The organism is Labrys sp. HAY1-8F (genome assembly GCF_056754975.1).
Map to the genome: position 1 here is coordinate 830,165 of NZ_JBPGWZ010000002.1, position 20,370 is coordinate 850,534.

Sequence of the window (20,370 nt, forward strand, 5' to 3'; positions counted from 1 at the left end):
GTTCAGTCGATGACCTATTGCGTCGGGATTTCGGTTCGCGAGGGCCTGGTGATGATCGCGGATACGCGCACCAATGCCGGCATCGACAACATCGCCACATTCCGCAAGCTGCACGTGTTCGAGGAGCCGGGCGATCGCGTGCTGGCGGTTTGCACCTCGGGCAACCTGTCCGTTAGCCAGGCGGTGTTGGATCACATCCAAGAGGGCCTGGAAAATCCCCATACCGGCGCCGTCGACACATTGATGAGCATGCCCAGCATGTTCAAGGCCGCTCAGTTGATCGGTCGGGCCATCCGCGCCGTCTATGCCACCGATGGCCGCAGCCTGGAGGAGCATAACAGCCGCTTCGACGTGGCCTTCCTGTTCGGCGGACAGATCAAGGGCGGCAAGATGCGACTCTTCATGATCTATTCTGCCGGCAATTTCATCGAGGTTACGGTCGATACGCCCTATCTGCAGATCGGCGAGCACAAATATGGCAAGCCCATCCTCGACCGCGCCGTGAACTACGAGACGGAAATGCCGGATGCCCTCAAGGTCGGCCTGATCTCGATGGACTCCACCATGCGCTCCAATCTCGGCGTCGGCATGCCGATCGACATCCTCACCGTGCGGCGCGACGCGCTCAAATCCGAGATCAGCCATCGCATCGAGCCGGGCGAGCCCTATTTCCACGATTTGCGCGAACGCTGGTCGGCAGCCTTGCGGGCGGCCCACATCGCCATTCCCAGACCGCCTTACATCATCGGCAAGACAGGGGTGCTCGACACGCCCTGAACCATAACGCATCGGCGCATGTCCTGCGGCCAGACAGCGGAACGCCGTGGAAAATCCGTCAAGTCTGGAATGAAGTTAAACAAGAACGTGATGGTTCGTGATCGCCTTGCCGGTCGCGCGGGCTGGAAAGACGCCAGCGGGTGACCTAAGGCTGCTCTTCCCCTAAAGCAAAACGCTTTAGCCATCCACGGACGGAGCAGCATGTCACAACCATCGACGCAATCGACCCTCCAGGCCTATGCGCCGACCATCCTTTCCCTTGTTCGCATCGTCGCCGGCCTGATCTTCCTGGCGCACGGCACCCAGAAGCTGTTCGGTTTTCCGGCACTCCCGCCCGATCGCGAGATCGCGCTCTTCAGTCTGATGTGGTTCGGCGGCATTCTCGAGGCCTTTGGCGGTCTGCTCATCGTGATCGGCCTGTTTACCCGCCCCGTCGCCTTCATCCTTTCCGGGCAGATGGCGGTGGCCTATTTCATGTTCCACGCACCGAAATCCTTCTTCCCGGCCCTGAATGGCGGTGACGCCGCCATCCTCTATTGCTTCCTCTTCCTCTATTTCGTTTTCGCCGGCCCCGGATCGATCAGCGTGGATTCGGCACGCGAACGGTAGGATCGAACCGCAGCCACCATGCGGATGTCCAGGTCCGCCACGGATCGACAAGGGGTGGATGAAGCGTTAGGTTGCGCTCCCTGAATCGGCGCGGGATTGAATTGGGTTGAAACCGAACCCATTTCGCCTGGGCCGATCCTCCTCGCCATGGAAATGGCCACCTCGGCCACCGGGGCTGGTCGCCTGGAACAGGAAGCGTGGTCACGAAACGCTTGTTGTTCCGGACCCTCCATTCCAAATGCTGCGCGCTTCCCGGGCCTTTGCCCGATCGCACGATGCATGGTGAGGATCATGGCCAATACCGGGCCCGTGCCGGTCGTTCACGCGATCCGGCATAGGCCTGTCTCCGCCTGGACTGGATGAATGAAATCGACGCTGCTTTCGATCGCCCTGATCGCCCTTACCCTGACACCTGCTCTTGCGCGCCAGAACAACCGGACCGAAGCCGGTCTCGCAAAACTGGCTCCCGCCGATCGGTTTCAGCAGGCCTGCGACATTGAATTGATGGAAAGGCTCCGCCACGAATCCCGGCCCTACAAACCCGACAGCGTCATCGCCTATGCGCTGGGGGATCCCCATGTGACGGGCGACACCCTCAAGGGCGATGGCGGTGCCTTCCGCAGCGGCGGGATCTGGTACCAATATTCCTTTAGCTGCGAAGCGACACCCGATCGCATGAAGGTGATATCTCTGGACTACAGGATCGGCGAAGCCGTGCCGCGCGACCAATGGGATTCCCACGGCCTCTCCATCCACTGATCCTTCGCAACCTCCGGCGGCGAGCAGACATGGGCCGAGCAGACATGAGCAAGGACGGTTCGATCGGCATCATCCGCCGGATCCAGCGTTTTCCGGTCAAATCCATGGGCAGCGATGCCCTCGACACGGTGGAGCTGCGCTGGAACGGCCTGGCGGGCGACAGGCAATACGCCTTCGTGAAAACCAATGACCGCGGCCGCTTCCCCTACCTCACCGGCCGGGATCTGCCGGATCTGCTGCGCTATCGCGCCCGCTACCTCAACCCGGAAGATCCCAAGGCCTCGGCGCTAACCGTGGCCTCGCCCAAAGGCGGCGAATACGACATCGACGATCCTGCTTTGTGTCGGGAGTTGAGCGAGGCCGCCGGCGAGCCCGTGCATCTGATGCAACTCGGGCGGGGCCATTTCGACAGCGCCGTCCTCTCGCTGGTCAGCACGACCACGGCAGGGCGCCTGGCGCAGGCCCATGGCGGCGACATCGATCTGCAGCGTTTCCGCATCAACCTCCTTGTCGAACCCACGGATGCCGAGACCTGGGAGCGCGACTGGCTCGGCAAGCGGGTCGCCATCGGCAATCGGGAGGTCCGGCTGCGCACCGACCGGCCGATCGACCGCTGCGTGATGATCACCCTCGACCCTCAGACGGCCGAGCGAACCCCTGCCATCATGAAGACGGTCGCGCGCCAGTTCGCCAACCAGATCGGTATTTACGGCACCGTGGAGCAACCCGGGCCGATCAACCAGGGCGACAGCATCCGTTTCATCGAAGCGTAATTGCTTACGGGGTTTGCGCCGCCCTCAAACAGGGCTTGTCCGAACCGCCCGTCTCATACCAAAAGCCTCGAAAATGCCGACGCATTCTCGGCTGGTAATTGCTTAAGGTCGTCCAGCCCCTCAACGGTAGGAGGTGAGCAGTTACCTCGGCTTGAACACCTGACGATTTTCAACACCAAATCAAAGATTTGGCGAAAATCGTCCGAAAAAACCAGGAGTCACTTCCAAGCTTCCTGGCATCAGAAGACCGCCAGAGCGCCCTGGAACATCAGATAGCCGAGGCCGGCCGTGATCAGCAGGCCCAGGCTGGTGGCGACATAGCCGGCGAGGATCACCGCGCCGTCGCGTTCCACCAAGCCGAGACCGAGGATGCAGATCGGGATACCGAGCGGGATGGCACCGATGACCGGAATGGCTGGAAGCAGTGCCAGGCCCAGGACAAACCCGACAATGCCGATGATACGACGCGAGCGTGCATCGGCGAAAGGCGCCAGGCGAGGCGTGGCGAACCGCTCGACCCACTGGATCCAGGGCTCCGCCCTGGTGACGAGCCGCTGCAGATCCTTGCGGGCGAAACTGCGGCGGGCCAGGAATTGCGGCAACCATAGATTGTCGCGGCCGAGGATCATCTGTGCGGCGATCAAAGTAATGATGAAACCGCAAACGGTGGCAAGGCCGGGAATGGGCAGGCAGATCGGTATGCCGAACAAAAGGAACAGAATACCGAAGGCGCGGTTGCGCATGGCGGCCGTCAGGTCACCGAAATAGATACGGTCCTCTCCTTCCGCCGAAGCGATAGCCGCAAGGAGTTCGGATGTTCTGGGGTTACGCGGTTCCAAAATAAGGCTGACTCGTGAGATCCTTGCCGGGCTTATAGTGGGACTCTGCGACAATTTCGAGATGATTGTGCTGTCCAATTCCAAACTGGGCGTCGCACACATCATTTGCGGATGGGTGTTGTGCTTTTGCCGCACAGTTCCCTTCGCAGCACAGCGTACCATGCTGCATCGCAAGGCCTTCGCACTCGTGCTTTCTTGTCGCAGGGGCCCGTTCGCCTGCTTTGTTCGAAAAATCGAAAAAATCGCGAAAAACCCCGTGAAAACGGCCCTCAACTTTTCAAGCTTGTCACTTGACCACCGAAAAGAGGGGGTCCAGACTGGAATTATTCCGATCTGCTATATGAGAGTCTTCCGTTCAGGCCGCCAAATGAATGACGGCGAACATAGAGAGGACAACAGATCGCGAACCGGTTGGAGGACCCCATGGCTTCCGTTTCGCTTCTCGTCAATGGACGGGAAATTACGGCTGATATTGATCCACGTACATTGCTTGTCGATTTTCTGCGCGAGCATCTGAGGCTTACCGGCACCCATGTCGGCTGCGATACCAGCCAGTGTGGTGCCTGCGTGGTGCATATCGACGGCAAGGCCGTCAAATCCTGCACCACCCTCGCTGTTCAGGCCAGCGGCGGCTCAGTGACCACCATCGAGGGCCTCGCCAATAACGGCCAGCTCCACCCGATGCAGGAAGCTTTCAGAGACAATCACGGCCTGCAATGCGGCTTCTGCACGCCCGGCATGATCATGACCTCGGTTGCTATGGTCGACCGGCTCGGCGGCGACCTCGACGAGACCACCATCCGCCATGAGCTCGAAGGCAATATCTGCCGCTGCACAGGCTATCACAACATCGTCAAGGCGGTGGCGGCAGGTGCCAAGGCGATGACCGAAGGCGAAACGCTACAGGCGGCCGAATAACCCTATTCTCTCCTGGGATGCGTCACCTCGAACAAGTTTGGCGGCCTATAGGCACCATCGGCTGACGCTCCAACCTCGAGCTTTTCATCGACTCTCTCGGCGAAGCCTTTGTTTGCCGGGGATTATTCCAATCCTGATGGGGAGAGAATGTTATGAACGCCACAGGCGTGGGCGCACCGGTGCGCCGCAAGGAAGATTTCCGCTTCATTACCGGCAAGGGCAACTATACCGGCGACATCAATCGCCCGGGGCAGGCCCATGCCTATTTCCTGCGCTCGCCGCATGCCCATGCGACGATCAAGTCGATCGACATCGGCGCGGCCCGCAAGCTGCCGGGTATCATCGAGATCCTCACCGGCGAGGATCTGGCGCAGGACAAGATCGGCGGCCTGATCTGCGGCTGGATGATTCACTCCAAGGACGGCTCGCCGATGAAGGCCGGCGCCCATCCGGCCCTGGCGCAGGGCAAGGTGCGCTATGTCGGCGATCACGTCGCCGTCGTATTGGCCGAGACCCTGGCCCAGGCCAAGGACGGCGCCGAAGCCATCAACGTCACCTATGAGGCACTCCCTTCCAGCGCCGATACCGCCAAGACCCAGGCCAAAGGCGCGCCCCAGGTCCACGCCGAAGCCGAGAACAACACGGTGTTCCAGTGGCACCTCGGCGACAAGGCGGCCTCCGACGCGGCCTTCAAGGCCGCCAAGCACATCACCAAGCTCGACATCGTCAACAACCGCCTGGTGCCCAATGCCATCGAGCCGCGTGCCGCGCTCGGTGATTACGATTCCGGCACCGAGGCCTATACGCTCTACACCACCTCGCAGAACCCGCATGTCGCCCGCCTGGTGCTCTCGGCCTTCATCGGCATTGCGCCCGAACACAAGCTGCGCGTGATCGCCCCCGACGTCGGCGGCGGCTTCGGCTCCAAGATCTTCATCTATGCCGAGGAGACGGTGTGCGTGTGGGCCGCCAAGCGCATCGGCCGGCCGGTGAAATGGACCGGAGACCGCACCGAGGCCTTCCTGGCCGACGCCCATGGCCGCGACCACGTCACCCACGCCGAACTCGCCGTCGACGCCAACAACAAGATCACCGGCCTGCGCGTCCACACCATCGCCAATCTCGGCGCCTATCTGTCGACCTTCTCCTCCAGTGTGCCGACCTATCTCTATGCGCCGCTGTTGTCGGGGCAGTACGATATTCCGGCTGTTTATGCCGAGGTCGACGGCGTCTACACCAACACCGCTCCCGTCGACGCCTATCGCGGCGCCGGGCGGCCGGAGGCGACCTTCGTGGTCGAGCGTCTGGTCGAGGTGGCGGCGCGCGAACTCGGCCTGGATCCCGCCAAGTTCCGCAAGAAGAACTTCGTGAAATCCTTCCCGCACCAGACCCCGGTGATCATGACCTATGACGCCGGCGATTATAATGCCTCGCTCGACAAGGCGATGGAGTTGCACGACGTCAAGGGTTTCGGCGCCCGCCGCCGTGCCTCCGAGCGGGCCGGCAAGCTGAGGGGCCTGGGCTATTCGGCCTATATCGAGGCTTGCGGCATCGCGCCCTCGGCGGCCGTCGGCTCGCTCGGCGCCGGAGTCGGCCTGTGGGAATCGGCGGAGATCCGCGTCAATCCGATCGGCACCGTCGAGGTGCTGACAGGGTCGCACAGCCACGGCCAGGGCCACGAGACGACCTTTGCCCAGTTGGTCTCCGACCGGCTCGGCATTTCCATCGACTCCGTCGCCGTCGTGCATGGCGATACCGACAAGGTGCAGTTCGGCATGGGTACCTACGGCTCGCGCTCCGGCGCGGTCGGCATGTCGGCCATCGTCAAGGCGGTCGACAAGGTCATCGCTAAGGGCAAGAAGGTCGCCTCCTATGTGCTGGAAGCGTCGGAGGGCGACATCGAGTTCAAGGATGGGCGCTTCTCGGTGGCCGGCACCGACAAGGGTCTCGCCTTCGGCGAAGTGGCGCTGCAGGCCTATATCGCCCATAAATTCTCCGGCCAGGACCTCGAGCCCGGCCTGAAGGAAGGCGCCTTCTACGATCCCACCAACTTCACCTTCCCGGCGGGCGTGCATATCTGCGAAGTCGAGATCGATCCCGATACCGGCGTCACCACCATCGACAAATGGACGGCGGTGGACGATTTCGGCGAACTGATCAACCCGATGATCGTCGAAGGCCAGGTGCATGGCGGCATCGCCCAGGGCGTCGGCCAGGCTCTGCTCGAAGGTGCTGTTTATGACAAGGACGGCCAGCTCCTGACCGCTTCCTTCATGGATTATTGCATGCCGCGCGCCGACGACCTGCCCTCCTTCAATGTCGGCATGACCAAGACAGTCTGCCCCTCCAACCCGCTGGGCATCAAGGGCTGCGGCGAGGCTGGTGCGATCGCGGCACCACCAGCGGTGATGAATGCCATCACTGACGCCATCGGTCTCGAAGACATTGCCATGCCGGCCTCCCCCCAGGTCGTGTGGAACGCCGTCCAGCGCGCCGCCAAGGGCAAGAAAGCCGCGGAATAAACGGGGGGGTCTTCAGACCCGCCTGGAACCACGAACCGATCAAGCAAGGCGGGTCTGAAGACCCGCCCCCCAGTCTAACCGGGAGCCTCCCATGTATCCGTTCACCTATCAGCGCCCGACTTCCGTCCGGGGAGCCGTCGCCGCCCTCGCCAAGGCCGAGGACGCCAAACTGCTCGCTGGCGGGCACACCTTGCTGCCCACCATGAAGCAGCGCCTCGCCAGCCCCACCACCCTGATCGACCTCACCAAGATCGAGGGCCTCAGCGGCATCGAGGTGAAGGGTCGCAACCTCATCATCGGGGCCACCACCACCCATGGCGAGGTGGCTGACAGCGCCACTGTCGGCGAAGCCATCCCGGCGCTCGCCGCTCTTGCCGGCATGATCGGCGATCCGGCGGTGCGTTCGCGCGGCACCATCGGCGGCTCGATTGCCAACAACGATCCCGCCGCCGACTATCCGGCCGCCGCCCTGGCTCTCAACGCCACCATCATCACCAACAAGCGCAAGATTCCGGCCGACGAATATTTCACCGGCCTGTTCGACACCGCGCTGGAGGAAGGCGAGATCGTCACCAAGATCTCCTTCCCCATTCCGGCCAAGGCTGCCTACCAGAAGTTCCCCAATCCCGCTTCGCGCTACGCCCTGGTCGGCGTGTTCGTGGCCAAGAAGGGAAGTTCGGTACGCGTCGCCGTCACTGGGGCCGGCTCTGACGGCGTGTTCCGCCACACCAAGGCGGAAGAAGCCCTGTCGTCGCGCTTCCACGCCAAGTCGCTCGACGGGGTGAGCCTGTCGCCGAAGGGGCTCAATGGCGACATTCACGCCAGCGCCGACTATCGCGCCCATCTGATCGGCGTTCTGACCAAGAGAGCCGTGGCCGCGGCGAAGTGAGGTAAGCCGAGAACGCGAGCGTCCTCTGGGATCGCAGGTGTCTCGCCTGCTCTTGGCAACGGGACGCTCGCGGAAAGGAAGATGCAGGCGAGACGCCTGCGGTCCCAGGATCATGCCCGAACCAGAATTCTTCACGGATCTTGCGAAAACCCGCCTTGAAGTGGTGATCGCCAACATCACCACGCTCGCGGTGGACGCCATCGTCAATGCCGCCAACACCTCCCTGCTCGGCGGAGGGGGTGTGGACGGCGCCATCCATCGCGCCGCCGGACCGGAACTGGTGGCCGAGTGCCGCATGCTGAACGGCTGCAAGGTCGGCGATGCCAAGATCACCGGCGGATACCGGCTGCCGGCCCGCCACGTCATCCATACCGTCGGCCCGGTCTTCAACGGCGGCGGCCAGGGGGAGGCGGCGAGGCTCGCCTCCTGCTATCGGCGCAGCCTGGAAGTCGCTGCTGCCAACGCCATTGCCTCCATCGCCTTTCCGGCCATCTCCACCGGGATCTACCGCTATCCCGCCGACGAGGCAGCCGGCATCGCCATCGCAACCGTGACCGATACCCTGCCGTTGCTCACGGCGCCCCCTTCGCTGATCGTGTTCTGCTGCTTCGACGCGGGCACGGCCACCCATTACCGCCAGGCCTTCGCGGATGCGGGCCTCGCCCCCTTCTGATGCCGGAGGGCTCGAGAACCGATATCCCACGGTTTCGCTTCGACCTGACGGGACTCGTCCTCTAGAGCAAAGTGCGATATCTCTGAATCGTACTTTGCTCTAATTCTTTGTTTTTACGTGTTTTCTTAATCGAAAAGTCTTTCAACTTTTCTGGAAAACACTCTAATGCCGGCAGATTTCAGGAGTTTGCCTTGCCTACCCCCCTTCCCGCTTCCATCGACGCAACAGCCGCCCTGCTCGCCGAGGCCGATTACGTGGCCGGACGAGACCTTGCCACCGTTTTGTTCCTTGCCCTGCGCATGGGCCGACCGCTCTTCCTGGAAGGGGAAGCCGGCGTCGGCAAGACCGAGATCGCCAAGGTGCTGTCCGCGACGCTGGGACGCCCCTTGATACGCCTGCAATGCTATGAAGGCCTCGACATCGCTTCGGCGGTGTATGAATGGAACACCATGGCGCAGATGATCGAGATCCGCCTGGCTGAGGCCGGCGGCAGCGTCGACCGCGCCAGCCTGGGCTCCGATCTCTTCTCCGAACGCTTCCTGATCGCCCGGCCCATCCTGGAGGCTGTGCGCCCTCAGGCCGGTGGTGCGCCGATCCTGCTGATCGACGAACTCGACCGCACCGACGAAGCCTTCGAAGCCTATCTCCTGGAGGTCCTCTCGGATTTCCAGGTCACCATCCCCGAATTCGGCACGGTCAAGGCGGAATCCCCGCCCATTGTGGTGATCACCTCCAACCGCACCCGCGAGATCCATGACGCTCTCAAGCGGCGCTGTCTCTATCACTGGGTCGACTACCCCAGCGCCGAGAACGAGCTCGAGATCCTGCGCCGCAAGGTACCCCATGTACCGGCCAAGCTGTCGCGCGAACTGATCGGCTTCGTACAGGCACTGCGCCGGGAGGACCTGTTCAAGTCCCCGGGCGTCGCCGAGATGCTGGATTGGGCCACCGCCCTGACCGAGCTCGACGCTGTGGCGCTCGATCCTGCCCTCGTCTCCGACACGCTCGGCGTGCTCCTGAAATATCAGGACGACATTGCTCGCCTCTCCGGCAGTCAGGCCAAAAGGCTGATCGACAGCGTCAAGGCTGGGGCGCAGACCCATGCCTGAAGGTTGCAGCTTCCTGGCCGAGACGCGCGTTCTTTACCCTCTCCTGGAGGGGGAGGGTCGACGCGAAGCGTCGGGGTGGGGTGAAAAGGTGCGGTCTTGCCGGACTTGGATTGGCGAGACGGAATTCTTGCGAGGTGGTCACCCCACCCCGGACCTCCGGTCCGACCCTCCCCCTCCAGGGGAGGGTAGAAAGTCGTCCCGTTCATCCATGGCGGGAGTGGATGATGGCTGACCCCATGCCAATCACGCCCAGCCGCCTTGCCGACAACATCGCCTATTTCGGCCGCTTGCTGCGCGACGCCGGCCTGCCGGTCGGTCCCGCCAGCGTGCTCGATGCCATCCGGGCGGTGGAGACGGCAGGCCTCGGCGCCAAGCAGGATTTCTACTGGACGCTGCACAGCGTTTTCGTGACGCGGCATGAGCAGTCCCTGCTGTTCCGCCAGGCCTTCGAGTTGTTCTGGCGCCAGCGTGCCCTCACCGAAAAGCTCATCGCCATGATGTCTCCCCAGGCGGTGGCGATGAAGGAAGCGCCCAAACCCAAGGCCGGTGCCCAGCGCGTCAACGACGCCTTCTACAAGGAACCGCCTCGCGAGGTGGAGGAAAAGCAGCTCGTCGAGTTCGACGCGCGCCTGACCATGTCGGAGCGCGAGATTCTCAAGCAACGGGACTTCGCCCAGATGACAGCGGAGGAAATTGTCGCGGCCAAGAAGGAGATGGCGCAACTGCGCCTGCCCTTCGACATCCAGCCGACGCGCCGCCTCAGGCCCGGGGGCAGCGAGGTCATCGACCTGCGAAGGACATTGAGGGCTGCCATGCGCAGCGGCGGCGATCTCGTCACCATCGCCTATCGACAAGCCGGCGAGAAACACCCGCCCCTCGTGGCGCTTTGCGACATATCCGGCTCGATGGCGGATTATTCCCGCCTGTTCCTGCATTTCCTGCATGCGATCTCTGAAAAGGGCCGGCGCGTGCATGCCTTCGTCTTCGCCACGCGGCTGACCAACATCACCCGGTCCCTGCGCACGCGTGACCCGGACGAAGCACTCGAACATGCCTCCCGTGCAGTCAGGGACTGGGATGGCGGCACCCGCATCGCCCATTGCCTGGAACGTTTCAACAAGGACTGGTCGCGCCGCGTGCTCGGCCAGGGCGCCACGGTGTTGCTGATCACGGACGGGCTGGAGCGCCAGGTCGATCCCGGCCTCGCCAAGGAGCTCGATCGCCTGCATCGCTCCTGCCGTCGCCTGATCTGGCTCAATCCGCTACTGCGCTTCGATGCCTTCGAAGCACGGGCCGCCGGCATCAAGGCCATGCTGCCGCATGTTGACGAATTCAGGACCATTCACAATCTGAGGAGCATGGGCGATCTGGTGAAAGCCCTCGACCGCAAGGCCGATGCCTCAGCCGATCCCAAGAATTGGTTAAAACGCGTTGGTTGACGGGCAATACAGTTCACTTAAGGAGGAAACCTTCCGAATTGTCATAGTCGGGCTTGCCCCCAACCGGACCGGTTGTCCGGTGTAGATCCAGAAGCCACCCGCGCAACAGGGCCCAAGCCTGGATTGCGGGGTCAAGCCTGGATTGCGGGGTCAAGCCTGGATTGCCGGGTCTAGCCTGGCAATGACAAAGGTTGTGCAAACTCCAAGACACTCAAGTGAACTGCATTGCGGCTGAAGGTCCTGTTTCAAGGAGCAATTTCGATGAGTGATACTGCCAGCAATTTCGCCTCCGACACCGACATCCTCGCCAGCGCCCAGCACTGGCGGGAACAGGGCAAGGGCGTCGCCATCGCCACCGTGGTGGAGACCTGGGGCTCGGCGCCACGGCCGACGGGCTCGAACCTCGTGATCGACGAGGACGGCAATTTTCTCGGTTCCGTCTCCGGCGGCTGTGTCGAAGGTGCGGTGGTCACCGAAGCACTCGACGTCATCCAGCAAGGCAAGCCGCGCCTGCTCGAATTCGGCGTCGCCGACGAGACCGCCTGGCGGGTCGGCCTGTCCTGCGGCGGCACCATTCGGGTCTATGTCGAGAAACTGGACTGAAGGCCCCCTTCTTTCGCAACATTCCCGCAGGCTCTGCCATGAAACTTGCCACCCTCCAGGCCCTCAACCAGGCCAAAGCCGCCCGCAAGGCCGTTCTTCTCGTCACCGATCTCGACACAGGAGAGGAACGTCTGGTCGAGGAAAGCGCAATCCCGGCCGATCCGCTCGCCTCCGTGCTTTCGCAGCAATTGCGGCAGGGTCGCTCGGCCACGATCGAGCAGGACGGCAGGCGCCATTTCATCACCGTCCACGTGCCGCCGGTACGCCTGGTGATGATCGGCGCCGTCCATATCAGCCAGGCCCTGGCGTCCCTGGCCCGACTCGTCGGCCAGGATCCGATCATTGTCGACCCGCGCACCGCTTTTGCCACGCCCGAGCGCTTTCCCGGTGTCAAACTGTTCGCCGAATGGCCCGATATAGCCTTGCCTCCCCTCGGCATAGACCGTTACACCGCCTTCGTCGCCCTGACCCACGACCCGAAAATCGATGACGGGGCGCTGATACATGCGCTCGAACGCGATTGCTTCTATGTGGGAGCGCTTGGTTCGCGCAGGACGCATGCGCGCCGCATCGAAAGGTTGTGCGAGGCCGGGGTTGGCGAGGCGGCGCTGGCACGCATCCATGCGCCTATCGGCCTCGACATCGGTGCCATCAGCCCGGCCGAGATCGCCGTCTCGATCATGGCCGAGATCACGAGCGCACTTCGATTGGAAAGCGGCGAGAGGCAACCCAGGCCACCCGCCCTGTCAAAACCCTGTTATAAGTGATTGTTTTTTCATGTTTTTCGGTGAAATTTCTATCGATCAGGCTCTAGGCGGTGTTGCTGTCCATTCGATCCGCAAGGGCGGGCTGGTCCTCAAGAAAGGCACGCATATCCGGCCGACCGAAATCGAAGCGCTGCGCCGCGAAGGGGTCGAGTCCATCGTCATCGCCAGGCTCGATCCCGGCGATGTCGGCGAGGACATTGCCGCCGAGCGCATCGCCGCAAAACTGAGAGGCCATGGCGTGCGAGTAGCCGAGCCTTTCACCGGCCGGGCCAATCTGTTTGCCGAACAGGCCGGCGTGCTGGTAATCGATCGCGACGGCGTCGACAGGGTGAACGCCATCGACGAGAGCATCACCTTCGCAACTCTGCCCGCTTTCGATACGGTCAAGGCCGGCGAGATGATTGCGACGGTCAAGATCATCCCCTTTGCGGTCGAGGCTCCGACATTCGAGCGCGCGCTCGCCAGCCTGGGTGCCCCGATCATCCAGATCGCTCCCTTCCGCCCGCTCAAGGTCGCTGCCGTCTCCACTCTGCTTCCCGGCCTGAAGGAAAGCGTGATCGCCCGCACCCTCCAGGTCCTGAAAGAGCGCCTGGCGCCGGCCGCGGCCAGGCTCGTCCTCGACGAAAGGGTGCCGCACCAGGCCCCTGCCCTGGCGCAGGCGCTCGAGCGCGCCAAGGCGGCGCAGGCCGATCTCACCATCATCTTCGGTGCCTCGGCCATTGCCGACCGGCGCGACGTCATTCCCGCGGCCATCGAGATATCGGGTGGCGCCGTCGAACATTTCGGCATGCCGGTCGATCCGGGCAATCTCCTGCTGCTGGGGCGTTCCGGCACGATGTCTGTGCTGGGCGCACCCGGCTGCGCCCGCTCGCCCAAGGAAAACGGCTTCGACTGGATCCTGCATCGACTGCTGGCCGGCCTGCCGGTCACGCGCGCCGACATCGTCGGCCTCGGCGTCGGGGGCCTGCTGATGGAGATCGTCAGCCGTCCGCAGCCGCGCGCCGCCGCCGAAAAGCCGGCCGCGAGCCCTCCGACCGTCGCGGCCATCGTCCTTGCCGCTGGCCGCTCCACGCGCATGGGCGGGCCGAACAAGCTGCTGGAGGACTATGCTGGCAAGCCGCTCGTCCGTCACGCGGTGGAAGCGGCGCTTGCCAGCCGGGCCAGTTCGGTCACGGTGGTCACAGGCCATCAGCAGGTGGAGGTTCGTGCTGCCCTTGCGGGGCTGGCTGTTACCTTCGTGCATAATCCGGCCTTCGCAGACGGCCTCTCCACCTCGGTGGGCGCCGGCATTGCGACCCTTCCTGTCGAATGCGACGCGGCCCTGATCGCGCTGGGCGACATGCCGCTGGTGGATGGCGCCCTGCTCGACCGGCTGATATCGGCCTTCGAACCCGACAAGGGTGCCCTCATCGTGCTCCCCGTCACGCAGGGGCAGCGCGGCAACCCGGTGATCTGGGCGCGGCGATTCTTCGATGAGCTGCAAGCCATCGAGGGCGACGCCGGGGGCCGACAGATTCTCAAGGTGAACGGCGATGCGGTGGTCGAGATTCCCGTCTCTTCGACCGCCGCGAGCTTCGATGTGGACACCCAGGAGGCCCTCGCGCGGTTGCGACAAATCCCGACCTGACATTTTGTTGCTAAGCCCAGCGCCGGCGCTTTCGTCTACACAGTATGTGCGCAATTATTCAGCAACATTCTTTCCCTTGATGAAGGATAGTATGGCCATCGAAATTTTTGTGTGGATCTAGACGAAATCTAACAGCCATTACACGTTTGTACGACTGGAGCCATTCAGCCGCTAAATCGTTTTTTCGGCGTTACTAGGTCAAAATTGACGCTTCCGGCGCCAGCCGACGCTATAAAATTCGCCGGGCTGCATAAATATTTCGTGATTTCCAGAAACTTCGCCTTCGAGACCACCACGGTGATTGTCAGTTTGCAAAGCGCTTGCTATGACAGGAAATCGTCGAATGACTGCCTGTCTCTTAGGCAAAAATCCCGCCAAAGGGAGACCAGGAGAAGCAAGGACGGCGTCGACAGAGGGGAAAGTTTGTAGACGATGGCAGAGTTTTTACAGCAGCTCATCAACGGGCTGGCGGTAGGATCGCTATATGGTCTCATCGCCGTAGGTTACACGATGGTGTTCGGCATCATCGGCATGGTGAACTTCGCTCATGGCGATCTGTTCATGCTCTCAGCGATCATCGCCTTTATCTGTTTCGTGATCCTGGTCACCTTGCTCGGCCTTTCGTCGGTCATCGTGGCCTTGCTGGTGGTGATGGCAATCGGCATGGTCCTCACCAGTGTCTGGAACTGGGCCATCGAGCGCATCGCCTACCGTCCTCTGCGCGGCTCCTTCCGCCTTGCTCCCCTGATCTCCGCCATCGGCGTCTCCATGGCACTGTCGAACTTCGTACAGGTCAGCCAGGGCGCCGAGTCCAAGGCGATCCCCCACGCGGTGGACGCCGCCCTCAGCGCCAAGTACCAGATCTGGTCGGAGGTCTCGGCGGACGGGCGCGCCATGGACGCCTCGCTCTCTCTCAAGGCCATCCTGATCTTCGTCACCACCGCCGTGTTGCTGGCGATCTTCTGGTACATCGTGTCCAGGACCTCGCTCGGCCGCGCCCAGCGCGCCTGTGAGCAAGACCGCAAGATGGCCGCCCTGCTGGGCGTCGATGTCGATCGCACCATTTCCATCACCTTCATCATGGGTGCGGCCCTGGCAGCCGTTGCCGGCCTGATGTTCCTGGTGCTCTATGGCTCCGTGAACTTTCGTGACGGCTTCGTGCCTGGTGTGAAGGCCTTCACCGCCGCGGTGCTCGGCGGCATTGGCTCCCTGCCCGGCGCCGTGCTGGGCGGCATGCTGATCGGCCTGATCGAGAAACTCTGGGAAGGTTCCTTCGAGGGCGACGTTGCGGCCTATCGCGACGTTGCGGTGTTCTCCGTGCTCGCCATCACGCTGATCTTCATGCCGCAAGGCTTGCTGGGACGCCCCGAAGTGGAGAAGGTGTGATCATGGCCGCAACCGGCACCACGCGTATTTCATCGGCCGAGCTGTTCAAGGATCTCATCTTCTGGGCCGTGATCTCCACCTGCATGTTCCTGCCTGTGGTGGGGCTGACGACCTATTCCGACCAGGCGACCAACAGTTTTCGCTTCAACCTCCTCAATCCCGATTTTGGCTTCGGCAAGCGGTTCGGCGGCTTGATCACCACCGCCGTCCTCGTCGGCCTCATCGTCCTGATCCGCCTGTTCGTCCTGCTGCGCCCGCAGCGCCCGGAACACAAGGCGCCCTCCAAATTCGCGGCGACCATGACGCGGATCGGCATGTCGCCCTGGGTGATGTGGTTCGGCGCCGGGCTTGCTGTCGTCTTCCCGATGGTCATGCTGTGGGGCCTCGGCGACAAGGGGTCTCTGAAGTGGATCGACAGCTACGGCATCCAGATCATGATCTACATCATGCTGGGTTGGGGGCTGAACATCGTGGTCGGCATGGCCGGCCTGCTGGACCTGGGCTATGTCGCCTTCTATGCCGTCGGCGCCTATTCCTACGCGCTTTTGTCCGTCTATTACGGCATGACTTTCTGGGAGTGCCTGCCGATCGCGGGCTTCCTCGCCGCACTCTGGGGCATCATCCTCGGCTTTCCCGTGCTGCGCCTGCGCGGCGACTATCTCGCCCTTGTCACGCTCGCCTTCGGTGAAATCATCCGCAGCGTGCTGGTGAACTGGAAATCCTTCACCCACGGCAATGACGGCATCACCTCGATCAAGCCGCCCACCTTTTTCGGCATCCCCTTCACCGCCGGGCCGAACGGTTTTGCCAAGACCTTCGACCTCGCCTTCTCGCCGATCTACGGCAAGATCTTCTTCTACTATGTCATTCTCATTCTCGCGGTGATGACGGCCTATATCACCAGCCGTATGCGCCGGCTGCCGGTTGGCCGCGCCTGGGAAGCGTTGCGCGAAAACGAGATCGCCTGCCGCTCGCTCGGCATCAACACCACCACCACCAAGCTCGCGGCTTTCGCCAGCGGTGCGTTCTTCGGCGGCCTCGCCGGTGCCTTCTTCGCAGCCAAGCAAGGCTTCATCAATCCCGAGAGCTTCGTGTTCCAGGAATCGGTGATGGTGCTCGCCATCGTGGTGCTCGGCGGCTCGGGCAGCCTGCTCGGCGTGGTCGTGGCCGCAATCCTGCTCGTCGGCGGCTCGGAGATCCTGCGTGAACTCACCTTCATGAAATGGATCTTCGGACCCGATTTCGACCCGAGCCAGTATCGCCCTATGATCTTCGGCCTCGCCATGGTCTCGATGATGCTGTGGAAGCCGCGTGGTCTCATCTCCAATCGCGCTCCGACCGTCTATCTGAAGGAACGCAAGATCGTCTCCGGCGCCCTTGTACAGGAAGGTCACGGATGAGCGCGCCCGGGAACAACGACATGATCGACCCTGCCCTCGCCTCGCACGCCCATCCTGACCAGCACTGGCATGGCGATCCGATCCTCAAGGTCGAGAAGCTGACCATGCGGTTCGGAGGCCTCACCGCCGTCAATGCCGTCTCCTTCAATTGCGGCCGGGGCGACATCACCGCTTTGATCGGCCCCAACGGTGCCGGCAAGACCACGGTGTTCAACTGCATCACCGGCTTTTACAAACCGACGGAAGGCCGGATCGGCCTGCGTCACGGTTCGGCGGCGGCCTGGGACGAATTCGACGCCCTGACCGCCACCACCCTGCAAAAGCTCAGCCATGGCCAGGATACGCTCTATCTGCTCGAGCGCATGCCGGATTTCATGGTCTCCCGCCAGGCAAAGGTTGCCAGAACCTTCCAGAACATCCGCCTCTTCGCAGGCATGACGGTGCTGGAGAATCTGTTGGTCGCCCAGCATGTTCACCTGATGCGCGCGTCGGGCTTCTCCGTCTTCGGCATTCTCGGCCTGCCCACCTACAGCCATGCCGAGAAGGCCGCGGTCGAGAAGGCGAAATACTGGCTCGACAAGACCGGCCTGATGGCGCGTGCCGACGATCCGGCTGGCAGCTTGCCCTATGGCGACCAGCGCCGCCTGGAGATCGCCCGCGCCATGTGCACCGAGCCGGTCCTGCTTTGCCTGGACGAACCGGCGGCCGGCCTTAATCCGAGGGAAAGCCTCGACCTCAACAAGCTGCTGCGCACGATCCGTAACGATCACGAGACCTCTCTTCTCCTGATCGAGCACGACATGTCCGTGGTCATGGAGATTTCGGACCATGTGGTGGTGCTCAATTACGGCACCAAGATCTCTGACGGCACGCCCGAGCAGGTCCGCAACGATCCTGCCGTGATCGCCGCCTATCTCGGCACCGACGAGGAAACGGAGAGTTGAACATGTCCTCGCCCCTGCTGACCGTGCGTGGCGTCCACACCTATTACGGACAGGTGCACGCTCTCAAAGGTGTCGACGTCGACATCAACCCGGGTGAGATCGTCACCATCATCGGCGCCAATGGCGCCGGCAAGTCCACCTTGATGATGACGGTTTTCGGCTCGCCCAAATGCCGTGTCGGTTCGATCTCCTTCGACGGGCAAGACATCACCGATATGCCGATGCATGAAATCGCCCGGCTGCGCATCGCCCAGTCCCCCGAGGGACGGCGCATCTTCCAGCGCATGACGGTCTACGAGAACTTGCAGATGGGTGCCGAGATCGACGGCAATGCCCATTTCGCCGAGGACCTCGAGCGCATGTATACGCTCTTCCCCCGTCTGAAGGAGCGTGCCAGCCAGCGTGGCGGTACACTTTCAGGTGGCGAACAGCAGATGCTGGCTATCGCCCGCGCCCTGATGAGCCGGCCTCGGCTCTTGATGCTGGACGAGCCCTCGCTCGGCCTCGCGCCTCTCATCGTCAAGCAGATCTTCGACGCGGTGCGGGTGCTCAACGAGACTGAGAAATTGACCGTTTTCCTCGTCGAGCAGAATGCTTTCCATGCACTGCGGCTAGCGCATCGAGGCTATGTCATGGTCAACGGCGCGATCACCATGTCCGGCACCGGCAAGGAACTGCTCGCCCGGCCCGAAGTGCGCGCAGCCTATCTGGAAGGGGGTCATTGAGATGGAAACCTATCTCTATGAGGACAAGCTGTTCGTCTTCGTGCTCGTCACCTTGCTGATGGGTGGCTGGGCCGCCTGGATGACCGGCAAGGCCAGCGCCTCGACCTGGAGCCGCTACCCGATCTTGTTCTTCTATCTGGTGCTCCTGACCATGGCCGTGCGCTTCCTCCACCAGGCGCCGTTCGGGGGCAACATGTTTTCCCCCTATTACTTCGTGGTCGATCTCGTCATCATCCAGCTCATCGGCCTCCTGTCTTATCGCGTCCGGCTCGCCAAGCAGATGGTCAGCAAATATGGCTGGATGTTCCAGCGATCGGGAGCACTTGGCTGGAGCGCACGCTCGAGCGGGGAATGATCGAATACAAGCAACAACGAAATCGGATGAGCTGTACGCGCAACTTTGGCTGACGGCCTCGTTCACGTCCTGACTATCCGCAGACCGGAGCCGCAAGCTCCACCAAGCCACTGGGAGAACGACATGAAAAAAGTCTGGTTGACAGGCGCAGCGCTGGCGGCAGGCCTGCTGCTCAGCACGTCCGCCTTCGCGCAGATCAAGATCGGCATCGGTGCACCGATCACCGGTCCGAGTGCTGCCTCCGGAGCCCAGATCAAGCAGGGCGCGGAACTCGCCATCAAGAACCTCAATGCGGCTGGCGGCGTGCTCGGCCAGAAGCTGGAATCGACGGTCGGCGACGACCAGTCCGATCCCAAGCAGGGCGTTTCGGTTGCCAACAAGTTCGTCGGCGACGGCGTGACCTGGGTGGTAGGACACTACAACTCCGGCGTGACCATCCCCGCTTCGGAGGTCTATGGCGACAACGGTATCGTCGCCATCACCCCCGCCGCCACCAACGAAAAGGTAACCGACCGCAAGCTCTGGGGCATGTTCCGCACCTGCGGCCGCGACGACCAGCAGGCCAAGGTCTGGGTGGACTATGTCAAGGCCACCTATCCCGGCAAGAAGGTCGCCATCGTCCATGACAAGACCACCTATGGCCAGGGCTTGGGCGAAAACGCCAAGAAGTTGATGGCCGCCGACGGCATGAAGGAAGTCCTGTTCGAAGGTGTGAACACCGGCGAGAAGGACTATTCGGCCATCGTCACCAAGCTCAAGGCGGTTGGCGCCGACGTGCTGATCTATGGCGGCCTCTACACCGAAGCCGCCCTGATCCTCAAGCAGTTGCGCGACCAGGGCATGCAGACCGTGATGGTCTCCGGCGACGGCCTGGTCTCCTCGGAATTCGCCACAATCGGCGGCGATGCCGTGATCGGCACCCAGATGTCCTTCGCGCCCAAGGCCGAGGATGATCCGTCCAACGCCGCCATCGTCAAGCAGTTCAAGGACAGCGGCTTCACCCCGGAAGGCTATACGCTGAAGGCCTATGCGGCGGTTCAAGTCCTGGCCCAGGCCGCGGAACAAGCCAAGTCCGCCGATCCGCAGAAGATCGCCGAGGTCATGCACTCCGGCAAGGCCTTCAAGACGGTGATCGGCGATGTCTCCTATGACGACAAGGGCGACATGAAGCAGATCGACTACGTCATCTTCTCCTGGAAGAAGGGCCCAGACGGCAAGATCGACTTCTTCCAGAACAAGTAATCTGCCTTCTTTTC

20 protein-coding genes are annotated in these 20,370 nt (G+C 62.4%); 19 read left to right on the forward strand and 1 reads right to left on the reverse strand.

Features of this window, described 5'->3' with window-relative positions:
* The first annotated feature begins 9 nt into the window (after positions 1–9).
* The 4 genes from ACR9ZN_RS12845 to ACR9ZN_RS12860 all read left to right on the forward strand — a co-directional run bounded on the left by ACR9ZN_RS12845 (position 10) and on the right by ACR9ZN_RS12860 (position 2,918).
* On the forward strand, positions 10–777 hold the full coding sequence (locus ACR9ZN_RS12845) for a proteasome-type protease (RefSeq protein ID WP_481272397.1): 768 nt from the start codon (positions 10–12) through the stop codon (positions 775–777).
* Between the two features lie 201 nt (positions 778–978).
* Positions 979–1,386 (forward strand): DoxX family protein, encoded by a 408-nt coding sequence (locus tag ACR9ZN_RS12850; RefSeq protein WP_434956837.1) that lies wholly within the window; start codon positions 979–981, stop codon positions 1,384–1,386.
* Between the two features lie 363 nt (positions 1,387–1,749).
* Entirely contained in the window at positions 1,750–2,145 is a 396-nt protein-coding gene (locus ACR9ZN_RS12855; RefSeq protein ID WP_434956838.1) for a DUF930 domain-containing protein, read from the forward strand.
* 44 nt (positions 2,146–2,189) lie between these two features.
* Positions 2,190–2,918 (forward strand): MOSC domain-containing protein, encoded by a 729-nt coding sequence (locus ACR9ZN_RS12860; protein WP_481272398.1) that lies wholly within the window; start codon positions 2,190–2,192, stop codon positions 2,916–2,918.
* Positions 2,919–3,157: 239 nt separating this feature from the next.
* Here ACR9ZN_RS12860 and ACR9ZN_RS12865 read toward each other — a convergent pair whose 3' ends face one another.
* Positions 3,158–3,757, reverse strand: coding sequence for an exopolysaccharide biosynthesis protein (locus ACR9ZN_RS12865; protein ID WP_434956840.1), 600 nt, complete (start codon positions 3,755–3,757; stop codon positions 3,158–3,160).
* A gap of 423 nt (positions 3,758–4,180) precedes the next feature.
* Between ACR9ZN_RS12865 and ACR9ZN_RS12870 the strand changes: the two genes are divergently transcribed.
* The 15 genes from ACR9ZN_RS12870 to ACR9ZN_RS12940 all read left to right on the forward strand — a co-directional run bounded on the left by ACR9ZN_RS12870 (position 4,181) and on the right by ACR9ZN_RS12940 (position 20,356).
* Positions 4,181–4,675, forward strand: a complete 495-nt coding sequence (locus ACR9ZN_RS12870) for a (2Fe-2S)-binding protein (protein ID WP_441773483.1) — start codon at positions 4,181–4,183, stop codon at positions 4,673–4,675.
* 152 nt (positions 4,676–4,827) lie between these two features.
* Complete coding sequence (locus tag ACR9ZN_RS12875; RefSeq protein ID WP_454814241.1) at positions 4,828–7,197, forward strand: xanthine dehydrogenase family protein molybdopterin-binding subunit; 2,370 nt, start codon at positions 4,828–4,830, stop codon at positions 7,195–7,197.
* Positions 7,198–7,288: 91 nt separating this feature from the next.
* Positions 7,289–8,086, forward strand: a complete 798-nt coding sequence (locus tag ACR9ZN_RS12880) for an FAD binding domain-containing protein (protein WP_481272399.1) — start codon at positions 7,289–7,291, stop codon at positions 8,084–8,086.
* 112 nt (positions 8,087–8,198) lie between these two features.
* The gene (locus ACR9ZN_RS12885; protein ID WP_441773481.1) at positions 8,199–8,759 is read left to right on the forward strand and encodes an O-acetyl-ADP-ribose deacetylase; all 561 of its coding nucleotides are present in this window, start codon (positions 8,199–8,201) and stop codon (positions 8,757–8,759) included.
* 191 nt (positions 8,760–8,950) lie between these two features.
* On the forward strand, positions 8,951–9,868 hold the full coding sequence (locus tag ACR9ZN_RS12890; protein ID WP_434956845.1) for an AAA family ATPase: 918 nt from the start codon (positions 8,951–8,953) through the stop codon (positions 9,866–9,868).
* A gap of 236 nt (positions 9,869–10,104) precedes the next feature.
* Positions 10,105–11,307, forward strand: a complete 1,203-nt coding sequence (locus tag ACR9ZN_RS12895) for a vWA domain-containing protein (RefSeq protein ID WP_481272400.1) — start codon at positions 10,105–10,107, stop codon at positions 11,305–11,307.
* A 261-nt stretch (positions 11,308–11,568) separates the two neighbouring features.
* A complete protein-coding gene (locus tag ACR9ZN_RS12900; protein WP_434956847.1) occupies positions 11,569–11,910 on the forward strand; it encodes an XdhC family protein in 342 nt (113 codons plus the stop codon).
* A gap of 38 nt (positions 11,911–11,948) precedes the next feature.
* The gene (locus ACR9ZN_RS12905) at positions 11,949–12,677 is read left to right on the forward strand and encodes an XdhC family protein (RefSeq protein WP_481272401.1); all 729 of its coding nucleotides are present in this window, start codon (positions 11,949–11,951) and stop codon (positions 12,675–12,677) included.
* Positions 12,678–12,687: 10 nt separating this feature from the next.
* Positions 12,688–14,304: an NTP transferase domain-containing protein gene (locus tag ACR9ZN_RS12910; protein ID WP_481272402.1), complete on the forward strand. Its 1,617-nt coding sequence runs from the start codon at positions 12,688–12,690 to the stop codon at positions 14,302–14,304.
* 432 nt (positions 14,305–14,736) lie between these two features.
* Entirely contained in the window at positions 14,737–15,690 is a 954-nt protein-coding gene (locus tag ACR9ZN_RS12915; protein WP_434956850.1) for a branched-chain amino acid ABC transporter permease, read from the forward strand.
* Between the two features lie 2 nt (positions 15,691–15,692).
* A complete protein-coding gene (gene livM / locus ACR9ZN_RS12920) occupies positions 15,693–17,090 on the forward strand; it encodes a high-affinity branched-chain amino acid ABC transporter permease LivM (protein WP_481272403.1) in 1,398 nt (465 codons plus the stop codon).
* 20 nt (positions 17,091–17,110) lie between these two features.
* Entirely contained in the window at positions 17,111–18,034 is a 924-nt protein-coding gene (locus ACR9ZN_RS12925) for an ABC transporter ATP-binding protein (protein ID WP_481274354.1), read from the forward strand.
* Positions 18,035–18,036: 2 nt separating this feature from the next.
* Positions 18,037–18,759 carry an ABC transporter ATP-binding protein gene (locus ACR9ZN_RS12930; RefSeq protein WP_434956852.1) on the forward strand — a complete coding sequence of 241 codons (723 nt, stop codon included), beginning with the start codon at positions 18,037–18,039 and terminating at the stop codon, positions 18,757–18,759.
* Position 18,760: 1 nt separating this feature from the next.
* Positions 18,761–19,114 carry a DUF6867 family protein gene (locus tag ACR9ZN_RS12935; protein ID WP_481272404.1) on the forward strand — a complete coding sequence of 118 codons (354 nt, stop codon included), beginning with the start codon at positions 18,761–18,763 and terminating at the stop codon, positions 19,112–19,114.
* Positions 19,115–19,237: 123 nt separating this feature from the next.
* Complete coding sequence (locus ACR9ZN_RS12940; RefSeq protein WP_441773476.1) at positions 19,238–20,356, forward strand: branched-chain amino acid ABC transporter substrate-binding protein; 1,119 nt, start codon at positions 19,238–19,240, stop codon at positions 20,354–20,356.
* Positions 20,357–20,370: the final 14 nt, after the last annotated feature.

Bases quoted from the DNA above. Each gene is read 5' to 3' on its own strand.
- ACR9ZN_RS12940 (WP_441773476.1), top strand. From the start codon at position 19,238: ATGAAAAAAGTCTGGTTGACAGGCGCAGCGCTGGCGGCAGGCCTGCTG.
- ACR9ZN_RS12880 (WP_481272399.1), top strand. From the start codon at position 7,289: ATGTATCCGTTCACCTATCAGCGCCCGACTTCCGTCCGGGGAGCCGTC.
- ACR9ZN_RS12870 (WP_441773483.1), top strand. From the start codon at position 4,181: ATGGCTTCCGTTTCGCTTCTCGTCAATGGACGGGAAATTACGGCTGAT.
- ACR9ZN_RS12915 (WP_434956850.1), top strand. From the start codon at position 14,737: ATGGCAGAGTTTTTACAGCAGCTCATCAACGGGCTGGCGGTAGGATCG.
- ACR9ZN_RS12860 (WP_481272398.1), top strand. From the start codon at position 2,190: ATGAGCAAGGACGGTTCGATCGGCATCATCCGCCGGATCCAGCGTTTT.
- ACR9ZN_RS12905 (WP_481272401.1), top strand. From the start codon at position 11,949: ATGAAACTTGCCACCCTCCAGGCCCTCAACCAGGCCAAAGCCGCCCGC.
- ACR9ZN_RS12925 (WP_481274354.1), top strand. From the start codon at position 17,111: ATGATCGACCCTGCCCTCGCCTCGCACGCCCATCCTGACCAGCACTGG.
- ACR9ZN_RS12900 (WP_434956847.1), top strand. From the start codon at position 11,569: ATGAGTGATACTGCCAGCAATTTCGCCTCCGACACCGACATCCTCGCC.
- ACR9ZN_RS12885 (WP_441773481.1), top strand. From the start codon at position 8,199: ATGCCCGAACCAGAATTCTTCACGGATCTTGCGAAAACCCGCCTTGAA.
- ACR9ZN_RS12935 (WP_481272404.1), top strand. From the start codon at position 18,761: ATGGAAACCTATCTCTATGAGGACAAGCTGTTCGTCTTCGTGCTCGTC.
- ACR9ZN_RS12850 (WP_434956837.1), top strand. From the start codon at position 979: ATGTCACAACCATCGACGCAATCGACCCTCCAGGCCTATGCGCCGACC.
- livM (WP_481272403.1), top strand. From the start codon at position 15,693: ATGGCCGCAACCGGCACCACGCGTATTTCATCGGCCGAGCTGTTCAAG.
- ACR9ZN_RS12895 (WP_481272400.1), top strand. From the start codon at position 10,105: ATGCCAATCACGCCCAGCCGCCTTGCCGACAACATCGCCTATTTCGGC.
- ACR9ZN_RS12875 (WP_454814241.1), top strand. From the start codon at position 4,828: ATGAACGCCACAGGCGTGGGCGCACCGGTGCGCCGCAAGGAAGATTTC.
- ACR9ZN_RS12845 (WP_481272397.1), top strand. From the start codon at position 10: ATGACCTATTGCGTCGGGATTTCGGTTCGCGAGGGCCTGGTGATGATC.
- ACR9ZN_RS12855 (WP_434956838.1), top strand. From the start codon at position 1,750: ATGAAATCGACGCTGCTTTCGATCGCCCTGATCGCCCTTACCCTGACA.
- ACR9ZN_RS12910 (WP_481272402.1), top strand. From the start codon at position 12,688: ATGTTTTTCGGTGAAATTTCTATCGATCAGGCTCTAGGCGGTGTTGCT.
- ACR9ZN_RS12930 (WP_434956852.1), top strand. From the start codon at position 18,037: ATGTCCTCGCCCCTGCTGACCGTGCGTGGCGTCCACACCTATTACGGA.